This is a genomic window from Mesorhizobium sp. M0106 (assembly GCF_040322715.1).
In the GTDB taxonomy this organism is placed as follows: Bacteria; Pseudomonadota; Alphaproteobacteria; order Rhizobiales; family Rhizobiaceae; genus Mesorhizobium.
In genome coordinates, this window is the sequence record NZ_JAMYUA010000002.1 from 236331 (window position 1) to 252837 (window position 16507).

Annotated in this window: 18 protein-coding genes; 17 read left to right on the top strand and 1 reads right to left on the bottom strand. The window is 63.1% G+C overall.

Translation table 11 applies throughout. The features are described from left to right. Window positions 1–34 precede the first annotated feature (34 nt). The 17 genes from NKJ55_RS02875 to trmB all read left to right on the top strand — a co-directional run bounded on the left by NKJ55_RS02875 (window position 35) and on the right by trmB (window position 16067). On the top strand, window positions 35–346 hold the full coding sequence (locus tag NKJ55_RS02875; protein WP_023676882.1) for a (2Fe-2S)-binding protein: 312 nt from the start codon (window positions 35–37) through the stop codon (window positions 344–346). Next, on the top strand, window positions 312–797 hold the full coding sequence (gene bfr / locus NKJ55_RS02880) for a bacterioferritin (RefSeq protein ID WP_023676883.1): 486 nt from the start codon (window positions 312–314) through the stop codon (window positions 795–797). The genes NKJ55_RS02875 and bfr overlap by 35 nt, the downstream gene beginning before the upstream one ends. Window positions 798–809: 12 nt before the next feature. Then, entirely contained in the window at window positions 810–2408 is a 1599-nt protein-coding gene (locus tag NKJ55_RS02885) for a di-heme oxidoreductase family protein (RefSeq protein WP_352448589.1), read from the top strand. Continuing rightward, complete coding sequence (locus tag NKJ55_RS02890; protein WP_352448590.1) at window positions 2408–3481, top strand: imelysin family protein; 1074 nt, start codon at window positions 2408–2410, stop codon at window positions 3479–3481. Before NKJ55_RS02885 ends, NKJ55_RS02890 begins: the two co-directional genes overlap by 1 nt. Window positions 3482–3483: 2 nt before the next feature. Then, the gene (locus NKJ55_RS02895) at window positions 3484–4590 is read left to right on the top strand and encodes a DUF1513 domain-containing protein (protein WP_352448591.1); all 1107 of its coding nucleotides are present in this window, start codon (window positions 3484–3486) and stop codon (window positions 4588–4590) included. Between the two features lie 160 nt (window positions 4591–4750). Next, window positions 4751–5533 carry a tRNA (adenosine(37)-N6)-threonylcarbamoyltransferase complex dimerization subunit type 1 TsaB gene (gene tsaB, locus NKJ55_RS02900; protein WP_352448592.1) on the top strand — a complete coding sequence of 261 codons (783 nt, stop codon included), beginning with the start codon at window positions 4751–4753 and terminating at the stop codon, window positions 5531–5533. Next, on the top strand, window positions 5533–6027 hold the full coding sequence (rimI, locus tag NKJ55_RS02905; protein WP_352448593.1) for a ribosomal protein S18-alanine N-acetyltransferase: 495 nt from the start codon (window positions 5533–5535) through the stop codon (window positions 6025–6027). The genes tsaB and rimI overlap by 1 nt, the downstream gene beginning before the upstream one ends. A gap of 21 nt (window positions 6028–6048) precedes the next feature. Beyond that, window positions 6049–6849: a lyso-ornithine lipid O-acyltransferase gene (olsA, locus tag NKJ55_RS02910; RefSeq protein ID WP_352448594.1), complete on the top strand. Its 801-nt coding sequence runs from the start codon at window positions 6049–6051 to the stop codon at window positions 6847–6849. Between the two features lie 63 nt (window positions 6850–6912). Beyond that, window positions 6913–8322 carry a tRNA (N6-isopentenyl adenosine(37)-C2)-methylthiotransferase MiaB gene (gene miaB, locus NKJ55_RS02915; protein ID WP_352448595.1) on the top strand — a complete coding sequence of 470 codons (1410 nt, stop codon included), beginning with the start codon at window positions 6913–6915 and terminating at the stop codon, window positions 8320–8322. 26 nt (window positions 8323–8348) lie between these two features. Further along, window positions 8349–9398, top strand: a complete 1050-nt coding sequence (locus NKJ55_RS02920) for a PhoH family protein (protein ID WP_023676891.1) — start codon at window positions 8349–8351, stop codon at window positions 9396–9398. A gap of 17 nt (window positions 9399–9415) precedes the next feature. Next, window positions 9416–9913 (top strand): rRNA maturation RNase YbeY, encoded by a 498-nt coding sequence (gene ybeY, locus NKJ55_RS02925; protein ID WP_352448596.1) that lies wholly within the window; start codon window positions 9416–9418, stop codon window positions 9911–9913. Between the two features lie 28 nt (window positions 9914–9941). Beyond that, window positions 9942–11015 carry a hemolysin family protein gene (locus tag NKJ55_RS02930; protein ID WP_352448597.1) on the top strand — a complete coding sequence of 358 codons (1074 nt, stop codon included), beginning with the start codon at window positions 9942–9944 and terminating at the stop codon, window positions 11013–11015. Between the two features lie 17 nt (window positions 11016–11032). Continuing rightward, complete coding sequence (locus NKJ55_RS02935) at window positions 11033–11503, top strand: VOC family protein (protein ID WP_352448598.1); 471 nt, start codon at window positions 11033–11035, stop codon at window positions 11501–11503. Between the two features lie 87 nt (window positions 11504–11590). Next, complete coding sequence (gene lnt / locus NKJ55_RS02940; RefSeq protein WP_352448599.1) at window positions 11591–13177, top strand: apolipoprotein N-acyltransferase; 1587 nt, start codon at window positions 11591–11593, stop codon at window positions 13175–13177. A gap of 137 nt (window positions 13178–13314) precedes the next feature. Further along, window positions 13315–13734, top strand: coding sequence for a helix-turn-helix domain-containing protein (locus tag NKJ55_RS02945; RefSeq protein ID WP_023676895.1), 420 nt, complete (start codon window positions 13315–13317; stop codon window positions 13732–13734). 330 nt (window positions 13735–14064) lie between these two features. Next, window positions 14065–15354, top strand: coding sequence for a methionine adenosyltransferase (gene metK, locus NKJ55_RS02950; protein WP_023676896.1), 1290 nt, complete (start codon window positions 14065–14067; stop codon window positions 15352–15354). 11 nt (window positions 15355–15365) lie between these two features. Next, window positions 15366–16067: a tRNA (guanine(46)-N(7))-methyltransferase TrmB gene (trmB, locus tag NKJ55_RS02955; protein ID WP_352448600.1), complete on the top strand. Its 702-nt coding sequence runs from the start codon at window positions 15366–15368 to the stop codon at window positions 16065–16067. A gap of 60 nt (window positions 16068–16127) precedes the next feature. Here the strand turns inward: trmB and NKJ55_RS02960 are convergent, their stop codons facing one another. Beyond that, entirely contained in the window at window positions 16128–16292 is a 165-nt protein-coding gene (locus tag NKJ55_RS02960) for a hypothetical protein (protein ID WP_352448601.1), read from the bottom strand. Between the last annotated feature and the right edge of the window lie 215 nt (window positions 16293–16507).

Consider the following 16507-nt stretch of genomic DNA (forward strand, 5'->3'; position numbering starts at 1 on the left):
CGACGCAACGAAGCGCCGTTAGCCAGAGCGACAAATGCTGATCTGCCATTGCAACATCATCACCGAAAAGGAGATAGAGCAGACGATCGTCGGACTGCTGGATGAGGACCCCTGGCAGCTGATCGTGCCGGCGAAGGTCTATCACGCCATGCACAAGCGCGGTCGCTGTTGCGGCTGCTTCCCAAATGTGGTCGAAACGATCATTCGGGTCACCGAAAATTACCATGCCCGCTCGGCGGCGAGTGGCGTGGACATCGTTTCACACCTGGATCGCGTCAGAGGCCTGCGCGTCCAATACGGGAGCAGAACCCATGAAAGGCGAACAGCAGATCATAGAGCGGCTTAACGAGGCTCTGTTTCTGGAACTTGGGGCGGTCAATCAATACTGGGTGCATTTCCGGCTGCTGGAAGACTGGGGATACGCCAAGCTAGCGAAGAAGGAACGCGCTGAATCGATCGAGGAAATGCACCATGCCGACCGGCTCGTGGCGCGCATCATCTTCCTCGAGGGCCATCCGAACCTGCAGTCCGTGGCGCCGCTGCGCATCGGGCAGAATGTCAAGGAAGTGCTCGAATCCGATCTTGCCGGCGAATATGACGCGCGCACCGCCTACAAGCGTTCGCGCGAGGTTTGTAACGAAGCAGGCGACTACGTGACGATGAAGCTGTTCGAGGAATTGCTGGCTGACGAGGAAGGTCACATCGACTTCCTCGAGACGCAACTCGACCTGCTCGCCTCGATCGGCGAAGAAAAGTACGGCCAACTCAACGCAGCGTCGGCCGACGAGGCGGAATAAGGACATGCCGGAATGCGGCGCCCCCTAGATTTCATGCGCCGCTTGCGGCCGGCCGAGCATTGTGGCCTGCCGCCTCCGCGATACGGTATCCTTCGCGGCGCCTTTCTTGCCGTGGTGGCGACGCTCACAGCCTCGGCGCTGGCCGGGGCGCCGCAACCGGCGGGGCTTGCCACCAGCCGCACGGATCTGACGCCGAAGGATCTGGCGCGCGTCATCGCCATCACCAGGCCGACCAGCGATTTCTCCAAGCCCGAGCAATTCGAGCTGATGCAGGGCGGCGCCGGCACCTCGAAGAAGGACGTCAACAAGGACGCCTTCTCGCAATCCTCCGCCAACATCAGCTTCGAGGAAGAGGGTACCTTCAAGCTCGGCAATGCCATTTTCCGCAAGAACTGGGTGTCCTCGCCATCCTCGACACAAGCCTCGGATGGGCTCGGTCCGCTGTTCAACGAGCGCGCCTGCCAGAACTGTCATCTGAAGGACGGTCGCGGCCATCCGCCCGAAGGCGACAGCGGCACCACCTCGATGTTCCTGCGCCTGGCAAGGGAAGCCAGTACCGAGGAGGAGAAAGCCGCGCTCGCCGATCACAAGGTGCTCAACTTTCCCGACCCGGTCTATGGCACGCAGCTGCAGGAATTGGCCGTTCCCGGCCTGCAGGGCGAAGGCAGGATGCATGTCGACTATCAGGACGAGAAGGTGAAATTGGCGGACGGCAGCACGGTGTCGCTGCGCAAGCCGAGCTATTCGGTCGACGGTCTCGCCTACGGGCCGCTCGATCCGCACACCACGCTGTCGCCGCGCATGACACCGCCGATGATCGGTCTTGGCCTGGTCGAGCAGATCGCTCCTGCCGACATCCTTGCGCGTGCCGATGCGGCCGACCGCGATGGTGACGGGATTTCCGGCAGGCCAAACATAATACGCGACGCCAGCAGCGGTGAACTGACGCTCGGCCGTTTCGGCTGGAAGGCGCAGGCGGCATCGATCCGCCAGCAATCGGCGGACGCTTTTGCCGGCGATATCGGCATTTCGACGCCTGAGGTGCCGAAGCACTGGGGCGATTGCAGCGCCGCGGAAAAGACCTGCCTTGCCCTACCTAACGGTGTACAGGAGCGCCTCGGTCCGGTCGAAGCGCCGCCGCCGGTCATGGACCTCGTGACCTTCTATTCGCAAAACCTTGCTGTGCCGGCCCGGCGCGATCTCGACAGACCGGACGTGCTCGCCGGCAAAAAACTGTTCTACGATATGGGCTGCATCTCCTGCCATACGCCGAAATTTGTCACCCGTCGCGGCACCCCGAACAAGGCGCAGGCCTTCCAGCTGATCTGGCCTTATTCCGATTTCCTGCTGCATGACATGGGACCCGGTCTTGCCGACGGACAGGCGGTGGGCGAGGCCACGGGAAGCGAATGGCGCACGCCGCCACTGTGGGGCATCGGGCTCACCCAGACCGTCAGCGGCAACACCTTCTTCCTGCATGACGGGCGCGCACGAAGCCTGGCCGAGGCGATTCTGTGGCATGGCGGCGAGGGCCAGAAGGCGCGTGACCGCTTTGCCGCTGCCGATGCCGCCGACCGCGCCGCGCTGATCAAGTTTCTGGAGTCGCTCTGATGCGGAAGCGTCTTGCATTCGCTCTGATGCTGGTCCTCGCCGGTGCGCTGCCGGCATCCGCGGCGGTGAAGGCTTCGGATGTGATCCAGCGGGCGATCGACGGCTTCGTCCGCCCGGCCTATGCCAGACTGCATGACCATGCGGACAGCTTGGCCAAGACCATGCACGCGCTTTGCCAAGCGCCCTCGCGAGACAATCTCGATGCGGCACGCGCCGAGTTCGCCGGTGTCGTGGATGCCTGGTCGGTGGTGGAAATCATCCGTTTCGGGCCGATCGCGGAAAACAACCGGCTTGAGCGCATGCTGTTTTGGCCGGACCGCAAGAGCATCGGCCTGAAGCAGGTGCAGGCGGCACTTGCCGGCAAGGATCCGACAGCCGCCGATCCGGCCCAGCTGGCTACAAAGAGCGTCGCCATGCAAGGGCTCGGCGCACTGGAATTCGTCCTCTACGGCGACGGAGCCGGTCAATTGGTCGGCAGGGACGACGCCTATCGCTGCGCCTACGGTGCGGCCATTGCCGGCAATGTCGAGACGATTGCCGGCGAGGTTGGCGATGCCTGGAACGAGCCCAACGGCTTTGCCGCGCTCTGGGCCAATCCGGGTCCGCAGAACGCGCTCTACCACGACGGAACTGAAGCGGTGACCGAACTGGTCGGCGTCTTCATCAACGAGCTGGAAATGGTCCGCGACGTACGCCTGAAAGGCTTCCTGGGCGCCAAGCCGGAGGCCGACAAACCGAAACAGGCGATCTATTGGCGCTCGCAAAACACCGCCCGCTCGCTGACCGGGAATCTGGCGGGCATGGACACGCTGTTCCAGGCCTCGCAGCTTGGCGACGCGCTGCCGGCCGATGCGCGCTGGATGGCAGAATCGGTCCACATCCAGCTCACCAACGGGATCGAGGCGGCCAAGGCGATCAGGGGACCGATCGACAAGGCACTTGCCGATCCGGCGCTGCGCCAGAAGCTCGACTATTTCTCGCTGGTGACATCCAGCCTGACGACCCTGATCGGCACCAGGCTGACCGCCGAATTCGGCCTGACCGCCGGGTTCTCGTCATTGGATGGCGACTGATCATGAGGACGCCGCTGATCGATCGGCGCGATTTCCTGAGGGCCGCAGGCGCTGGTTTCGTAGCGGCGATGGCGCCGTCGGCCTGGGCAAAGACACTCGACGCCGACTCGGTCTTCGCCACCGCTTTCGTCAAGCGCGACGGCAGCTATGGCGCGGCCGTCCTGTCCGAGGCCGGCAAGTTGTTGCACACGATCGATCTGCCCGATCGGGGCCACGACGTTACCTTCGACCCGGTGTCCAAGCGTTCGGTGGTGTTTGCCAGGCAGCCGGGCACCTTTGCTGTCGTCTTCGACCATACCGGCCGCGATGAACCGCAGACCGTTGCCAGCGTTGCCGGCCGGCATTTCTTCGGCCACGGCGTGTTCTCGGCCGACGGTACGCTGCTCTACGCCACCGAGAACGATTTCGACAATGCCGCCGGCGTCGTCGGCGTCTATGACGCGCATGCGAAATTCAAGCGCATCGGCGAGTTCCCGACCTACGGCATAGGCCCACACGAGCTTTTGCTGCTTTCCGACGGCAGGACGATTGCTGTGGCTAATGGCGGCATCGAGACGCATCCGGATTATGGCCGCGCCGAGCTCAACATCGCAACGATGCGGCCATCCTACGTGCTGGTCGACCGTCTCACGGGCGATCTCACCGAAAAGCACGAATTGCCGCCGGCGCTGCACCAATTGTCGATCCGCCATATGGATGCCGACCGGTCCGGCACCGTCTGGTTCGGCTGCCAGTACAGGGGGCCGGGCACCGATCGTCCCCCGCTGCTCGGCCGCGCGCCGCCGGGCAAGGACTTGAAATTGCTCGACATGTCGCAGGACGTGCTCTCGGCCTTCAGGAACTATATCGGCTCGGTCGCCGCCAACCCTGCCGCCGGCACTATCGCCGTGTCTTCGCCTGAGGGCAATTCGCTCGCCGTGATCGACACGGCCAGCGGCCGCATCGTCGCCACCAAGGCGCTGGTCGAGGTTTGCGGCGTTGCAGCCGATGGGGAAAGCTTCATGGCGACGACCGGCGCCGGCGAAATCATCGAAGCCGGTGGTGCGACCCGTTCCGAGCCGGACTATGTCTGGGATAATCACGTGCTGCGTATCGAGCAGATCGGCTAGTCCTGGCACCGATTTGTGGCAGTTACGTTCGTCGAAACTTACCGTCTTGAACCTGAGCCGAAGCAAAGTCGCCTGACGATTTATCCATTATGCCCTTGCGGTGATGAGCCCTGGCGGGCAGAGGGAAGCTGTTTTCGAAACTGTCTCAACCGGCCGCTTCATGAATTTACTTGCCATCGACTGTGCCGCCAATCTCTGCGCCGCCTGCGTCTACGACGCGGCGGCTGGGAAGGAACTCGGCCGTTCGGTGATCGATCTTGGCAAGGGCCATGCGGAACATTTGATGGCCGTGATCGAGGGAGCATTGAAGGCGGCTGGAACCGATTATGCCAGCCTCGGCGCCATTGCCGTTTCCACCGGTCCGGGCTCCTTCACCGGTCTGCGCGTCGGCGTCTCGGCGGCGCGCGGCCTTGCGCTGGCGCTGAAAATCCCGGCGATCGGCGTGACGACTCTGGAGGCCCTGGCGGCGCAAGCGAGAGCGGCATTTCCCGGTCGCGCCGTGCTCGCCGCGCTCGATGCAGGGCGCGAGGAAATCCATGCGGCACTCTACGATGAAGCATCCGTTTTGATTTACGGTCCCTCGGTGACCACGCTCTCGCAAGCCGCCGCCATCGCGGTTGACAGCTCCGCGGTTCTCGCCGGTACGGCGGCAACGCAAATTGCCGCCTCGGCCGGGCGCGCCTTCGACGTCGGCGCGACAGCGGCCACCGCCGACATCGCCGTCTATGCCCGGCTGGCCGCCGCCCAACGTGCCGGTAAAAAGGGCAAGGGCGAAAAGCCGAAACCGCTCTATCTGCGCGGCGCCGACGCAAAGCCTCAGGGACTGCGCGGCGCCGACGCAAAGCCTCAGGGAGGCTTTATTCTATCGAGGCAAGACCATGATCCCAAAAAGTGGAAACCGGTTTTGGGAAAAGATCATGGTCCAAACGGAAACAAGTCCTGATGCGCATTCCCTTCCTCCAGTCGCGCCGCAGGGACTATGCGCTCGAGCCGTTGACGGTTGCCGATAGCGCGGCCATGTCGGTGCTGCATCGCGAGGATTTCGCGCGGCCGTGGACCGACGACGAATTCGCCGCGCTGCTCGAGCAGGACACGGTGTTCGGCTATGCCGCGCGCGAGACCGGACAGGGTGCCAAGCCGCCGGTCGGCTTCGTGCTGGCGCGGCTGGCGGCCGGCGAGGGGGAGATCCTGACGGTCGCGGTGGCACGCTCGCATCGGCGCCGGGGGCTCGGCTGGCAATTGATGGATGCGGTGCTGCGTGAACTGCACGCACAGCGCGCCGAGGCGCTTTTCCTGGAGGTCGACGAGACCAATGTCGCCGCGACCGCGCTCTACCGGCGGTTCGGCTTCCGCGAAGTCGGCAAGCGTGCCAACTATTACAAGTCGCCGGAGCACGGCCCGACCGGCGCGCTTGTCATGCGCCGCGATCTTCGTTAGCCAAACGCCGGGGTGGTGCGGATGATCGGAAAAATCAGGATTTTCCTGGCGCTGGGGCTGGTTGTCGTCGGCTCGCTGGTGCTTGTGCCGCTGCAGATCTTGTCGATGCGGACCGGGCTCTGGCGCGAGACCTTCATCCTGAAAATCTGGCACAGGATGATTGTCAGGACGCTGGGGCTGCGCATCCATGTCAAGGGAGCGCTGTCCGGCCAGCGCCCATTGCTGATTGCTGCCAACCACATCTCCTGGACCGACATCATGGTGCTGGGGTCGATGGTCGACGTGACGTTCATCGCCAGGGCCGATATGGCCGGCTGGCCGTTGATCGGCATGCTGTCGAAGCTGCAGCGCACGGTATTCATCGAACGTGAGCGCAAGCGTTCGTCGGGCGACCAGGCCAGCGAGATCGCCGACCGCATGGCCAAGGGCGACGCCATGGTGCTGTTCGCCGAAGGCTCGACCGGCGACGGCAACATGATCCTGCCGTTCAAGAGCACGCTGTTCGGCGCCGCCACAATGGCGATTGCGGAAGGGGCGGCCGAACAGGTCTTCATCCAGCCGGTGGCGATCGTCTATACGCGCCTGCATGGCGTGCCGCTCGGCCGCCGGCATCGGCCGGTTGCCGCCTGGATCGGCGACGAGGAGCTGATGCCGCACCTCAAGGTGCTGATGGCCGAGGGCGCCCTCGACGTCGAGGTGCATTTTGGCGAGGCGATTGCTTTCTCCAAGGGCTCAAGCCGCAAGGAGACGGCAAAGCAGATGGAACGCCAGGTGCGCGAGATGGTGCAGGCGGCGCTCGCCGAACCGCGTCCGAGCCGGTAGGCTGCGCAGGTCCCGGCCAGATTCGTCTGTTTTTTGTCGGGGAAAGGCGCTAGAAGCCGCGAAATGGAATTGAACACGATAGAACGCGACGACATCGGCGCTGCCGCCGAAAACCTGGTCGTTCCGCCTGCCGCGACCAGAAAGGTCTTCGTCAAGACCTATGGCTGCCAGATGAACGTTTACGATTCGCAGCGCATGACCGATGCGCTGGCGGCCGACGGCTATGCCGCGACAGACGCTATCGGCGAGGCCGATCTGGTGCTGCTCAACACCTGCCACATCCGCGAGAAAGCGGCGGAAAAGGTCTATTCCGAACTTGGGCGCATCCGTGAGTTGAAGGCCGAGCGTGCAAAGGCCGGGCGCGAAATGCTGGTCGGCGTCGCCGGCTGCGTGGCGCAGGCCGAGGGTGCCGAGATCATCCGCCGCTCGCCGGCCGTCGACCTGGTCATCGGCCCGCAGACCTACCACCGGCTGCCCGGTGTGCTGGCGAGGGTGCGTGGCGGCGAAAAGATCGTCGAGACCGACTATGCCGTCGAGGACAAGTTCGAGTATCTGCCGCAGCCGAAGCGCGCCGAACTGATCAGGCGCGGCGTGACGGCGTTCTTGACCGTTCAGGAAGGCTGCGACAAGTTCTGCACCTTCTGTGTCGTGCCCTATACGCGCGGCTCGGAAGTCTCGCGGCCGGTCGCACAGATCGTCGCCGAGGCCGAGCGCCTGGCAGATGCCGGCGTGCGCGAGGTGACGCTGCTCGGCCAGAACGTCAATGCCTGGCATGGAAGAGGCGAAAACGGCGAGGAATGGGGCCTTGGCCGGCTGCTGTTCAGGCTGGCCGAGATTCCAGGCCTGGCGCGGCTGCGCTACACAACCAGTCATCCGCGCGACATGGACGATGAATTGATCGCCGCCCATCGTGATTTGCCGACGCTGATGCCCTATCTACATTTACCGGTGCAGTCCGGCTCCGACCACATACTCAAGGCGATGAACCGCAGGCATATGGCCAAAGACTATCTGACGTTGATCGACCGCATCCGTGCCGCACGGAACGATATTGCACTGTCGGGCGATTTTATTGTCGGCTTTCCCGGCGAGACGGAAGACGATTTCGAGGCGACCATGCAGTTGGTCGAAGACGTCAACTATGCCTCGGCCTTTTCGTTCAAATATTCGCCGCGCCCCGGCACGCCGGGCGCCGAGATGAGCGATCACGTGCCGGAGGCCGTCAAGGACGAGCGCCTGCAGCGGCTGCAGGCGCTGCTGCTGAAACAGCAGCAGGATTTCGGCACCAGCCTGATCGGCAGGACCATCGACACGCTGATCGAAAAGCCGGGCCGCCAGGCCGGCCAGAAGGTTGGCCGCTCGCCCTGGCTGCAGCCGGTTATTGTTGATGAAAAGGCCGGCGAAATCGGTGACATTATCCAGGTACGAATCACGAAGACGGGCTACAACAGCCTGTTCGCCGAATTGGCCTGAAGGTCTCGGCAGATGAGGAGAGACGGTTGAGCGCTGCTGAAGTGAAGAACCTGCCCCAGAACCTACCCTCGGGGGCCTCGGATATCGCGCACATCGTACTGACTTTCGACAACAACAAGCTTGCCAGCGCCCTTTACGGCCAGTTCGACGAGAATCTGGCCCGACTCGAGCAGAAGCTCGGCGTCGATATCCGCTCGCGCGGCAATCAATTGACCATCAAGGGCTCTTCCTCGGCCGCCGAGCAGGCACGCCGCGCCTTGGACAATCTTTACGGCATTCTGCAGAAAGGCACCGACATCGGCCAGTCCGATGTCGATGGCGCCGTGCGCATGGCGATCGCCAGCGACGATCAGCTGACGCTGCCGACGCTGGAGCGCAAGGGCAAGGTGTCCGCCGCCCAGATATCGACGCGCAAGAAGACGATCTATGCCCGCTCGCTGAACCAAGACGCCTACATGCGCGCGCTGGAGCGGTCGGAACTCGTCTTCGGCATCGGCCCGGCCGGCACCGGAAAGACCTATCTGGCGGTGGCGCATGCGGCAATGCTGCTCGAACGCGGCATGGTGGAACGCATCGTGCTGTCGCGCCCCGCGGTCGAGGCCGGCGAACGGCTTGGCTTTCTGCCGGGTGACATGAAGGAGAAGGTCGATCCCTATCTGCGGCCGCTCTATGACGCGCTCTACGACATGATGCCGGCCGACAAGGTCGAGCGGGCGATTGCCGCAGAGGTCATCGAGATCGCGCCGCTGGCGTTCATGCGCGGCCGTACGCTGGCGCACGCTGCCGTCATACTCGACGAGGCGCAGAACACCACGCCGATGCAGATGAAGATGTTCCTGACCCGGCTCGGCGAGAACTCGCGCATGATCGTCACCGGTGATCCGACCCAGATCGATCTGCCGCCAAACACCAAGTCCGGCCTGGTCGAGGCGCTGAGAATCCTCGACGGCGTCACCGGCATGGTGACGGTCCGCTTCAACGAAGGCGACGTCGTCAGGCATCCGCTGGTCGCCGAGATCGTCAAGGCCTACGACCGGGACGGCAAGCTGGCCAGGGGTTTGGGTGTCGAAAGCTGATACGATTATGCGGCCGCATGGCTGAGGAGCAAAAGGCGGGGGGACCGCTTCCCGTCGAAATCGATATCGCGATCGAGGCGGGCGACTGGCCCGACGAGACGACGCTGACGCGGCTGGTCGACCACGCCGTCTCGGCCGCCTTTGCCGAAACCGGTGCCGACGGGCGTTCCGAGCTCAGCATCGTCTTTTCCGACGATGCCCGTATCCGCACGCTCAATGCCGGCTGGCGCGGCAAGGACAAGCCGACCAACGTCCTGTCTTTTCCCGCTTTTCCGTTTGCCAGGGGCGGGCCTCTGCCGCCGATGCTCGGCGACATCGTGCTGGCCGCCGAGACTGTCGCGCGCGAGGCGGCACTGGAAGACAAGCCCATCGAGGACCATATCTCCCATCTCGTCATCCATGGCCTGCTGCATTTGCTGGGCTATGATCACGAAACCGATGCCGAAGCGGAACTGATGGAAGCGACAGAGCGCGCAGCACTTGCGAGGCTTGCCATTCCCGATCCCTACACGTAATTACAAAAGACCAATTGACCGGACGATGATGAACGACAAACCAGAGACTGCCGCCCGCTCCGACGCCGGCAGTGTGATCAAGCCTTCCGAAACGACGGAAGAGGGCTCGAGTCCGAGTACCACGACCGGCAGCTTCGCCAGCGAGGCATCGCCTGCCGGTCCTTCCCTGTTCGATCGCGTGCTCGGGCTTTTCAGGCACCGCAACGGCACCAGCCTGCGCGAGGAGATTGCCGGTGCGCTTGCCGAAACGGCGAGCGATGCAGAATCCTTCTCGCCCGGCGAACGCGCCATGCTTAACAACATCCTGCGCCTGCGCGAAGTGCGCGTCGAGGACGTCATGGTGCCGCGCGCCGACATCGAGGCGGTCGAGATCACCACGAAGCTGGGTGATCTTCTGGGGCTGTTCGAGCAGTCCGGCCATTCCCGCATGCCGGTCTATTCGGAGACGCTCGACGATCCGCGCGGCATGGTTCATATCCGCGACGTGCTGGCGCACATCACCAAGGTCGCCCGCGTCAGAAAGGGCAGGACGACCAGGAAAACTCCGGTCGCGACGGTTCTCGATCTCGCCCAGGTCGATCTGGCGCGCACCATCGGCGATCTCAACCTGATCCGACCGGTGCTGTTCGTGCCGCCGTCGATGCTCGCCTCCGACCTGATGGGGCGGATGCAGACGACGCGGACCCAGATGGCTTTGGTCATCGACGAATATGGCGGTACTGACGGTCTCGTCTCGCTCGAGGACATCGTCGAGATGGTGGTCGGCGACATCGAGGACGAGCATGACGAGGACGAGCCGATGATCACCCAGGCCGGTGAAGGCGTCTTCATCGTCGACGGCAAGGCCGAGATCGACGATGTCGCCAAGATGATCGGCGAGGATTTCGCCGCCGGCGAGCACGGCGAATATGTCGACACGATCGGCGGCATGATCTTCAACACGCTTGGCCGGGTGCCGGCGCGCGGCGAAGTGGTGCAGGCCATACCCGGCTTCGAGTTCCATGTGCTCGACGCCGATCCGCGCCGCGTCAAGCGCGTGCGCATCGTCGAGACCCTGAAGGGCGAGCGCCGCCGCCGCGCCGTCCGCACCGAGCAGGCTTGAAGGACGCGGCTTGCCCGATGCCGGTTGAGGACCCGTTCAAGCACTCAACCTTGGGCTCGGGTGTCTTCTACCAGAATCCGCGGGCCGCATTGACATGGCTTGAAAAGGCTTTCGGCTTCGAGCCGAGCATGGTGGTCAGCGATGCTAATGGCAGGCTCGTCCATTCCGAGATGCGGTTCGGCGACGACTATATCATCGTCGATTCCGAATGGGCCGACCATATAGCCAGCCCGGCTTCAGTTGCAGGCAAGAACACGCAGTCGGTCTATGTACGCCTGAAGGACGGGATAGATGCCCACTGCGATCGTGCAAGGGCGGCGGGAGCCGAGATCGTCGAGGAGCCTGCCGACCAGCTCTACGGTGAACGGCAGTACAGGGCGCGCGATCCTGAAGGCCATGTCTGGACCTTTTCCCAGACTGTCCGCTCCGTCCCGCGCGAAGAGGCTGAGCGGCTGGGCGGGCTGAAGATACAAGGCTGGCATCGATAGCTATGAGCGGACTAGGTCGCCCGGTTTGGAGCCAAGCCCGCAGCCTGATAAATCTTGCTTCCTGATTCGCACGACTCGGAAGCATAGATGGAGCGCCAGGCCGGCCGGATAATTCTGCTTTGGGGCTGGCGGCGCGCGCTGGTGGCGTTTCTTGCCGGCGCGCTGGCGGTTCTTGCCCAGGCGCCGTACGATTTCTTCGCCGTCTGTTTCGTTTCGTTTCCCCTGCTGGTGTGGCTACTCGACGGCGCGACCGGCGAAGCCTCGGACGGTTTTCTGCGACGCTTGCTGCCGGCTTTCGCCATCGGCTGGTGGTTCGGTTTCGGCTACTTTCTTGCCGGTCTCTGGTGGGTCGGCTCGGCGCTTCTGGTCGAGGCCGACAGCTTCGCCTGGGCCTTGCCGTTCGCGGTGGTCGGCATCCCCCTCGCGCTCGCCTTCTTCTATGGCTTCGCCGCCGTGGTCGCCCGGCTGTTGTGGAGCAATGACATCGGCCGCATCGCGGCACTTGCCTTCGGCTTTGCCTTGGCGGAATGGCTGCGCGGCTTCCTGTTCACCGGCTTTCCCTGGAATGCCGTCGGCTATGCGGCGATGCCGGTGCCTTTGCTGATGCAGAGCGTATCGGTGACCGGCATGGTCGGCATGAACGCGCTTGCGGTCTTCGTCTTTGCGCTGCCGGCGCTGCTTGCGGCGCGCCGGCATCTCCGCCTCGGCGCGGCATTGCTTGTCGTTCTCGTCGCCGCCCATGCCGGCTTCGGCTATATCCGGCTCGCCGCCCCCGAAAAGCCGGCCGCCCGCAGCCTTGACGTCCGTATAGTGCAGCCTGCCGTCGACCTTACGGAAAAATGGGATACCTCGGTGCGTGACCGCATCTTCGCCACCATGATGGGGCTTTCGGCCAAGGCGCCGGAACCCGGCCATGACAGGCCGCAATTGATCCTGTGGCCGGAGACGTCCGTGCCGTTTCTATTCACCGAACGTCCGGATGCCCTGCCTGCGATCGGAGAGATGCTTGGCGATGGCCAGATGCTGGTCGCCGGCGTCGTTCGCGAGGAAGGCGGCTCGGCGGCCGGCAGCCGTTACTACAACTCTGTGGTGGCGATCGACGAAAGGGGCGAAATCGTCGATGCCGTCGACAAGGTCCACCTGGTACCCTTCGGCGAATACCTGCCTTTCGCCGATCTGCTCGGCCGCTTCGGGCTTGAGCAGGTTGTTGCCGGTCCAATGACCTTCGCGGCGGGCAATGAGCGGCATCCGATCGCGCTGCCCGGCGGTATCCGGGCGCTGCCGTTTATTTGCTATGAGGTCATCTTTCCCGATCTGGTCGCAGTTGACGCAACGTCAGCCGAGCTTATTGTGAACGTCACCAATGACGCCTGGTTCGGCGACACGCCGGGGCCGTACCAGCACTTCAGGCAGGCGCAGATCCGGGCGGTGGAGAATGGGGTGCCCCTGTTGCGCGCGGCTAATAACGGCATTTCGGCCGTTGTCGACCCGCGCGGTCGCATCGTTGACGCGCTGGCAATCGATGCACGCGGCGCGATCGATGTGCGTGTGCCGATCTCCAACACAGCCATCGTTTCCTCCGGCCAACGACGCATTAACGGAATGCTGATCATGTTTTTGCTTGCCGTTGCGGCATGCATTTTGAACGTAAGGCAAAGGCTACGGGCGAATTGACAGCCGACACATTAGAAACTCATACTGTAAGCGCCTGAAAATTTTCGAAGTCGATAAGGTCGTTCTGTTGGGGCACGGGCCGCGGCGTCGTTTGGGCAGCAAAATAGAAAAAGCCGGAAAAATTCGGCGAGGAAAAAATGACAGAAGAAAACAAGAAAAAGCCGAATCCGATCGACATCCACGTCGGAAGCCGCATCCGGCTTCGCCGCAATATGCTGGGAATGAGCCAGGAAAAACTGGGTGAAAACCTCGGCATAACGTTCCAGCAGATCCAAAAGTACGAAAAGGGCACCAATCGCGTCGGCGCCAGCCGTTTGCAGGCAATCGCCTCCATACTCGGCGTCCCCGTCGCCTTCTTTTTCGAGGATGCGCCCGGTCAGGAGCCCGTGGGCAACCGTGGATTTGCCGAGGATGCTTCGATGACCTCCGCCGTCGAATTCTGCGGCAGCCCGGAAGGCCTCCAGCTGAATCGCGCCTTCGTCAAGATCGCTGACGTGAAAGTGCGCCGCAAGATCATCGAGCTGGTGAAGTCGCTTTCCACCGACGAAGTCGATTGACTGGCCCCTGAAGAGTTCAACAAGGAAGGGGTCGTCGTAGCTGGGCATGCAATTTCTCGCGGCTGCGCGCATTGAGGGATGTTCATTCCGCAGATGCGCTAAAGCGCAGATCGATTTCGCTCGACACGCTTCCTCGAAGCCGGTTTCCTCAGTCTGTTGGTGCCAGGGCTGATCGCAGTGCGCGCTGCGGCCGTCTCGGGATGCAAAGATAATAACGTCAAAATTCATGCCGGAACGGCTGCATGGCTTGACGAGCGACGCCCGGCACCGTTAACAACTGGCGCGCCAAAATCGGCGGCCTGCCGATATTTTTTTCAAGAGGGGACACCCGTGACGCGGCACAATTACTTCTTCACCTCGGAATCCGTTGCCGAGGGCCATCCCGACAAGGTCTGCGACCGCATCTCCGACGAGATTGTCGATCTCGTCTATCGCGAAGCCAGAAAGACCGGCATGGACCCGTGGAAGGTCCGCGTTGCCTGCGAGACGCTTGCGACGACCAATCGCGTTGTCATCGCCGGCGAGGTGCGCGTCCCCGAGACGCTGCTCAAGAAGGACAAGGAGGGCAACGTCCTGAAGGATGCGGCCGGCCATCCGATTGTCAACCCGGCCAAGTTCAAGTCGGTCGCTCGCAAGGCGATCCGCGAAATCGGCTACGAGCAGGCCGGCTTCCACTGGAAGACAGCCAAGATCGAGGTCCTGCTGCACGGCCAGTCGCCGGATATCGGCCAAGGCGTCGACAACGCCTCCGACCGGCAAGGCGAGGAGGGAGCCGGCGACCAGGGCATCATGTTTGGCTATGCCTGCCGCGAAACCCCGGACCTGATGCCGGCGCCGATCTATTACAGCCACAAGATCCTCGAATTGCTGGCGGCTGCGCGCCATGAAGGCAGCGGTGATGCCGGCAGGCTCGGGCCGGATGCCAAGAGCCAGGTCACCGTCCGCTATGTCGACGGCAAAGCGGCGGAAGTGACGCAGATCGTGCTGTCGACCCAGCATCTCGATGAGACGTGGGATTCGAAGAAGGTGCGCAACGTCGTCGAGCCCTATATTCGCGAAGCACTGGGCGACCTGAAGATTGCCGACAATTGCAACTGGTACATCAATCCGACCGGCAAGTTCGTCATCGGCGGGCCTGATGGCGACGCCGGCCTGACCGGCCGCAAGATCATCGTCGACACTTATGGTGGAGCTGCGCCTCATGGCGGCGGCGCTTTTTCTGGCAAGGACACCACCAAGGTCGACCGCTCGGCGGCCTATGCGGCGCGTTATCTCGCCAAGAACGTGGTTGCCGCAAAGCTCGCCGATCGCTGCACCATCCAGCTTTCCTATGCGATCGGTGTCGCCCAGCCGCTGTCGATCTACGTCGACCTGCACGGCACCGGCAAGGTCGACGAGGCAAAACTCGAGCGTGCCCTGCGCGCCGTGATGGACCTGTCGCCGTCCGGCATCCGCCGCCACCTCGATCTCAACAAGCCGATCTATGCCAAGACCTCGTCCTACGGCCATTTTGGCCGCAAGGCCGGCCGCGACGGATCCTTCTCCTGGGAGAAGACCGATCTCGCCAAGGCGCTCAAGGACGCTCTCGCCGAACCGGTCGCCGAAGCAGTCGCCGCCTAACCGCGGCGCCTATGGATCCGAAGGACCGGCCAAGCCGTGCGACTGAGGCCTTTTTCGGTCGCCGGCGCGGCAAGGCCATTCGACCACAACAGGCAGCGGCGCTGGAGAGCGGCTTCGCCGCCTACAGGCTCGATCTGACGGTTGAACCGCCGGCCGACTTGCGGAGCCTTTTCGAAGCCGAAGTTTCGGCTGTCCAGCTCGAAATCGGTTTTGGCGGCGGCGAACATCTTCTGCACCGTGCTACGGCCAGCCAGGCGACCGGCTTTATCGGCGTCGAGCCTTTCGTCAACGGCATGGCCAAGATGATGATGGCGGTCCGGGAGCGGCCGCTTGCCAATCTGCGCGTCTACGACGACGACGCCACACGTCTGCTGGACTGGCTGCCGCAGGCTTCGCTTGACGGCATTGACCTTCTCTATCCGGATCCGTGGCCGAAGAAGAAGCACTGGAAGCGGCGCTTCGTCAGCCCGGTCAATCTCAACCGCTTCGCGCGCGTCCTGAAGCACGGCGGAAAGTTCCACTTTGCGTCCGATATCGATAGCTATGTGAACTGGACGCTCCTGCATTGCCGGGCGCACGACGCCTTCACGTGGCAGGCAAGCGAAGCAGCCGACTGGCACCGGCCCTATGATGGCTGGCCGGGGACGCGCTATGAGGCCAAGGCCATTCGCGAAGGCCGACGGCCCGCCTATCTCACCTTCGTGCGGAAATAAGCGGGAAATTAGAGCTGAGCACAAGGCGAGCGGGCCGAAGGCTCTCGGCGCTCACTTGGCTCAGAAGCGACGGATCTTGTCGAAGGCTGCCGGCTCCATGCCGAGATTGCGCAGATCATGCGCACGCGGCTTGCGACCGCTTTCCACAGCCCGCGACGCGGCTACGGCGCTGCCGAACACGCTAAAGACATCGCCTATGGCTGAAAAAAATCCACGATTGTTCATGATGGTACCCTTTTGAGCGCAGTGAGCGCTCCAATTGTGCAATGCAACATAGATAGTCGTGCGTGGCCGGTGCTCAAAGGGGGATCACTGCATGGGCGCCATGCATTTGGCGCAGCGCTGCGGACTCGGAGCCTTGCCGTCATGCAGGACGGGCTTGAAACGAGGACCACGATCGTCTATATCAGCTTCAAATTCTTGGTCGCTATGACGAAGAG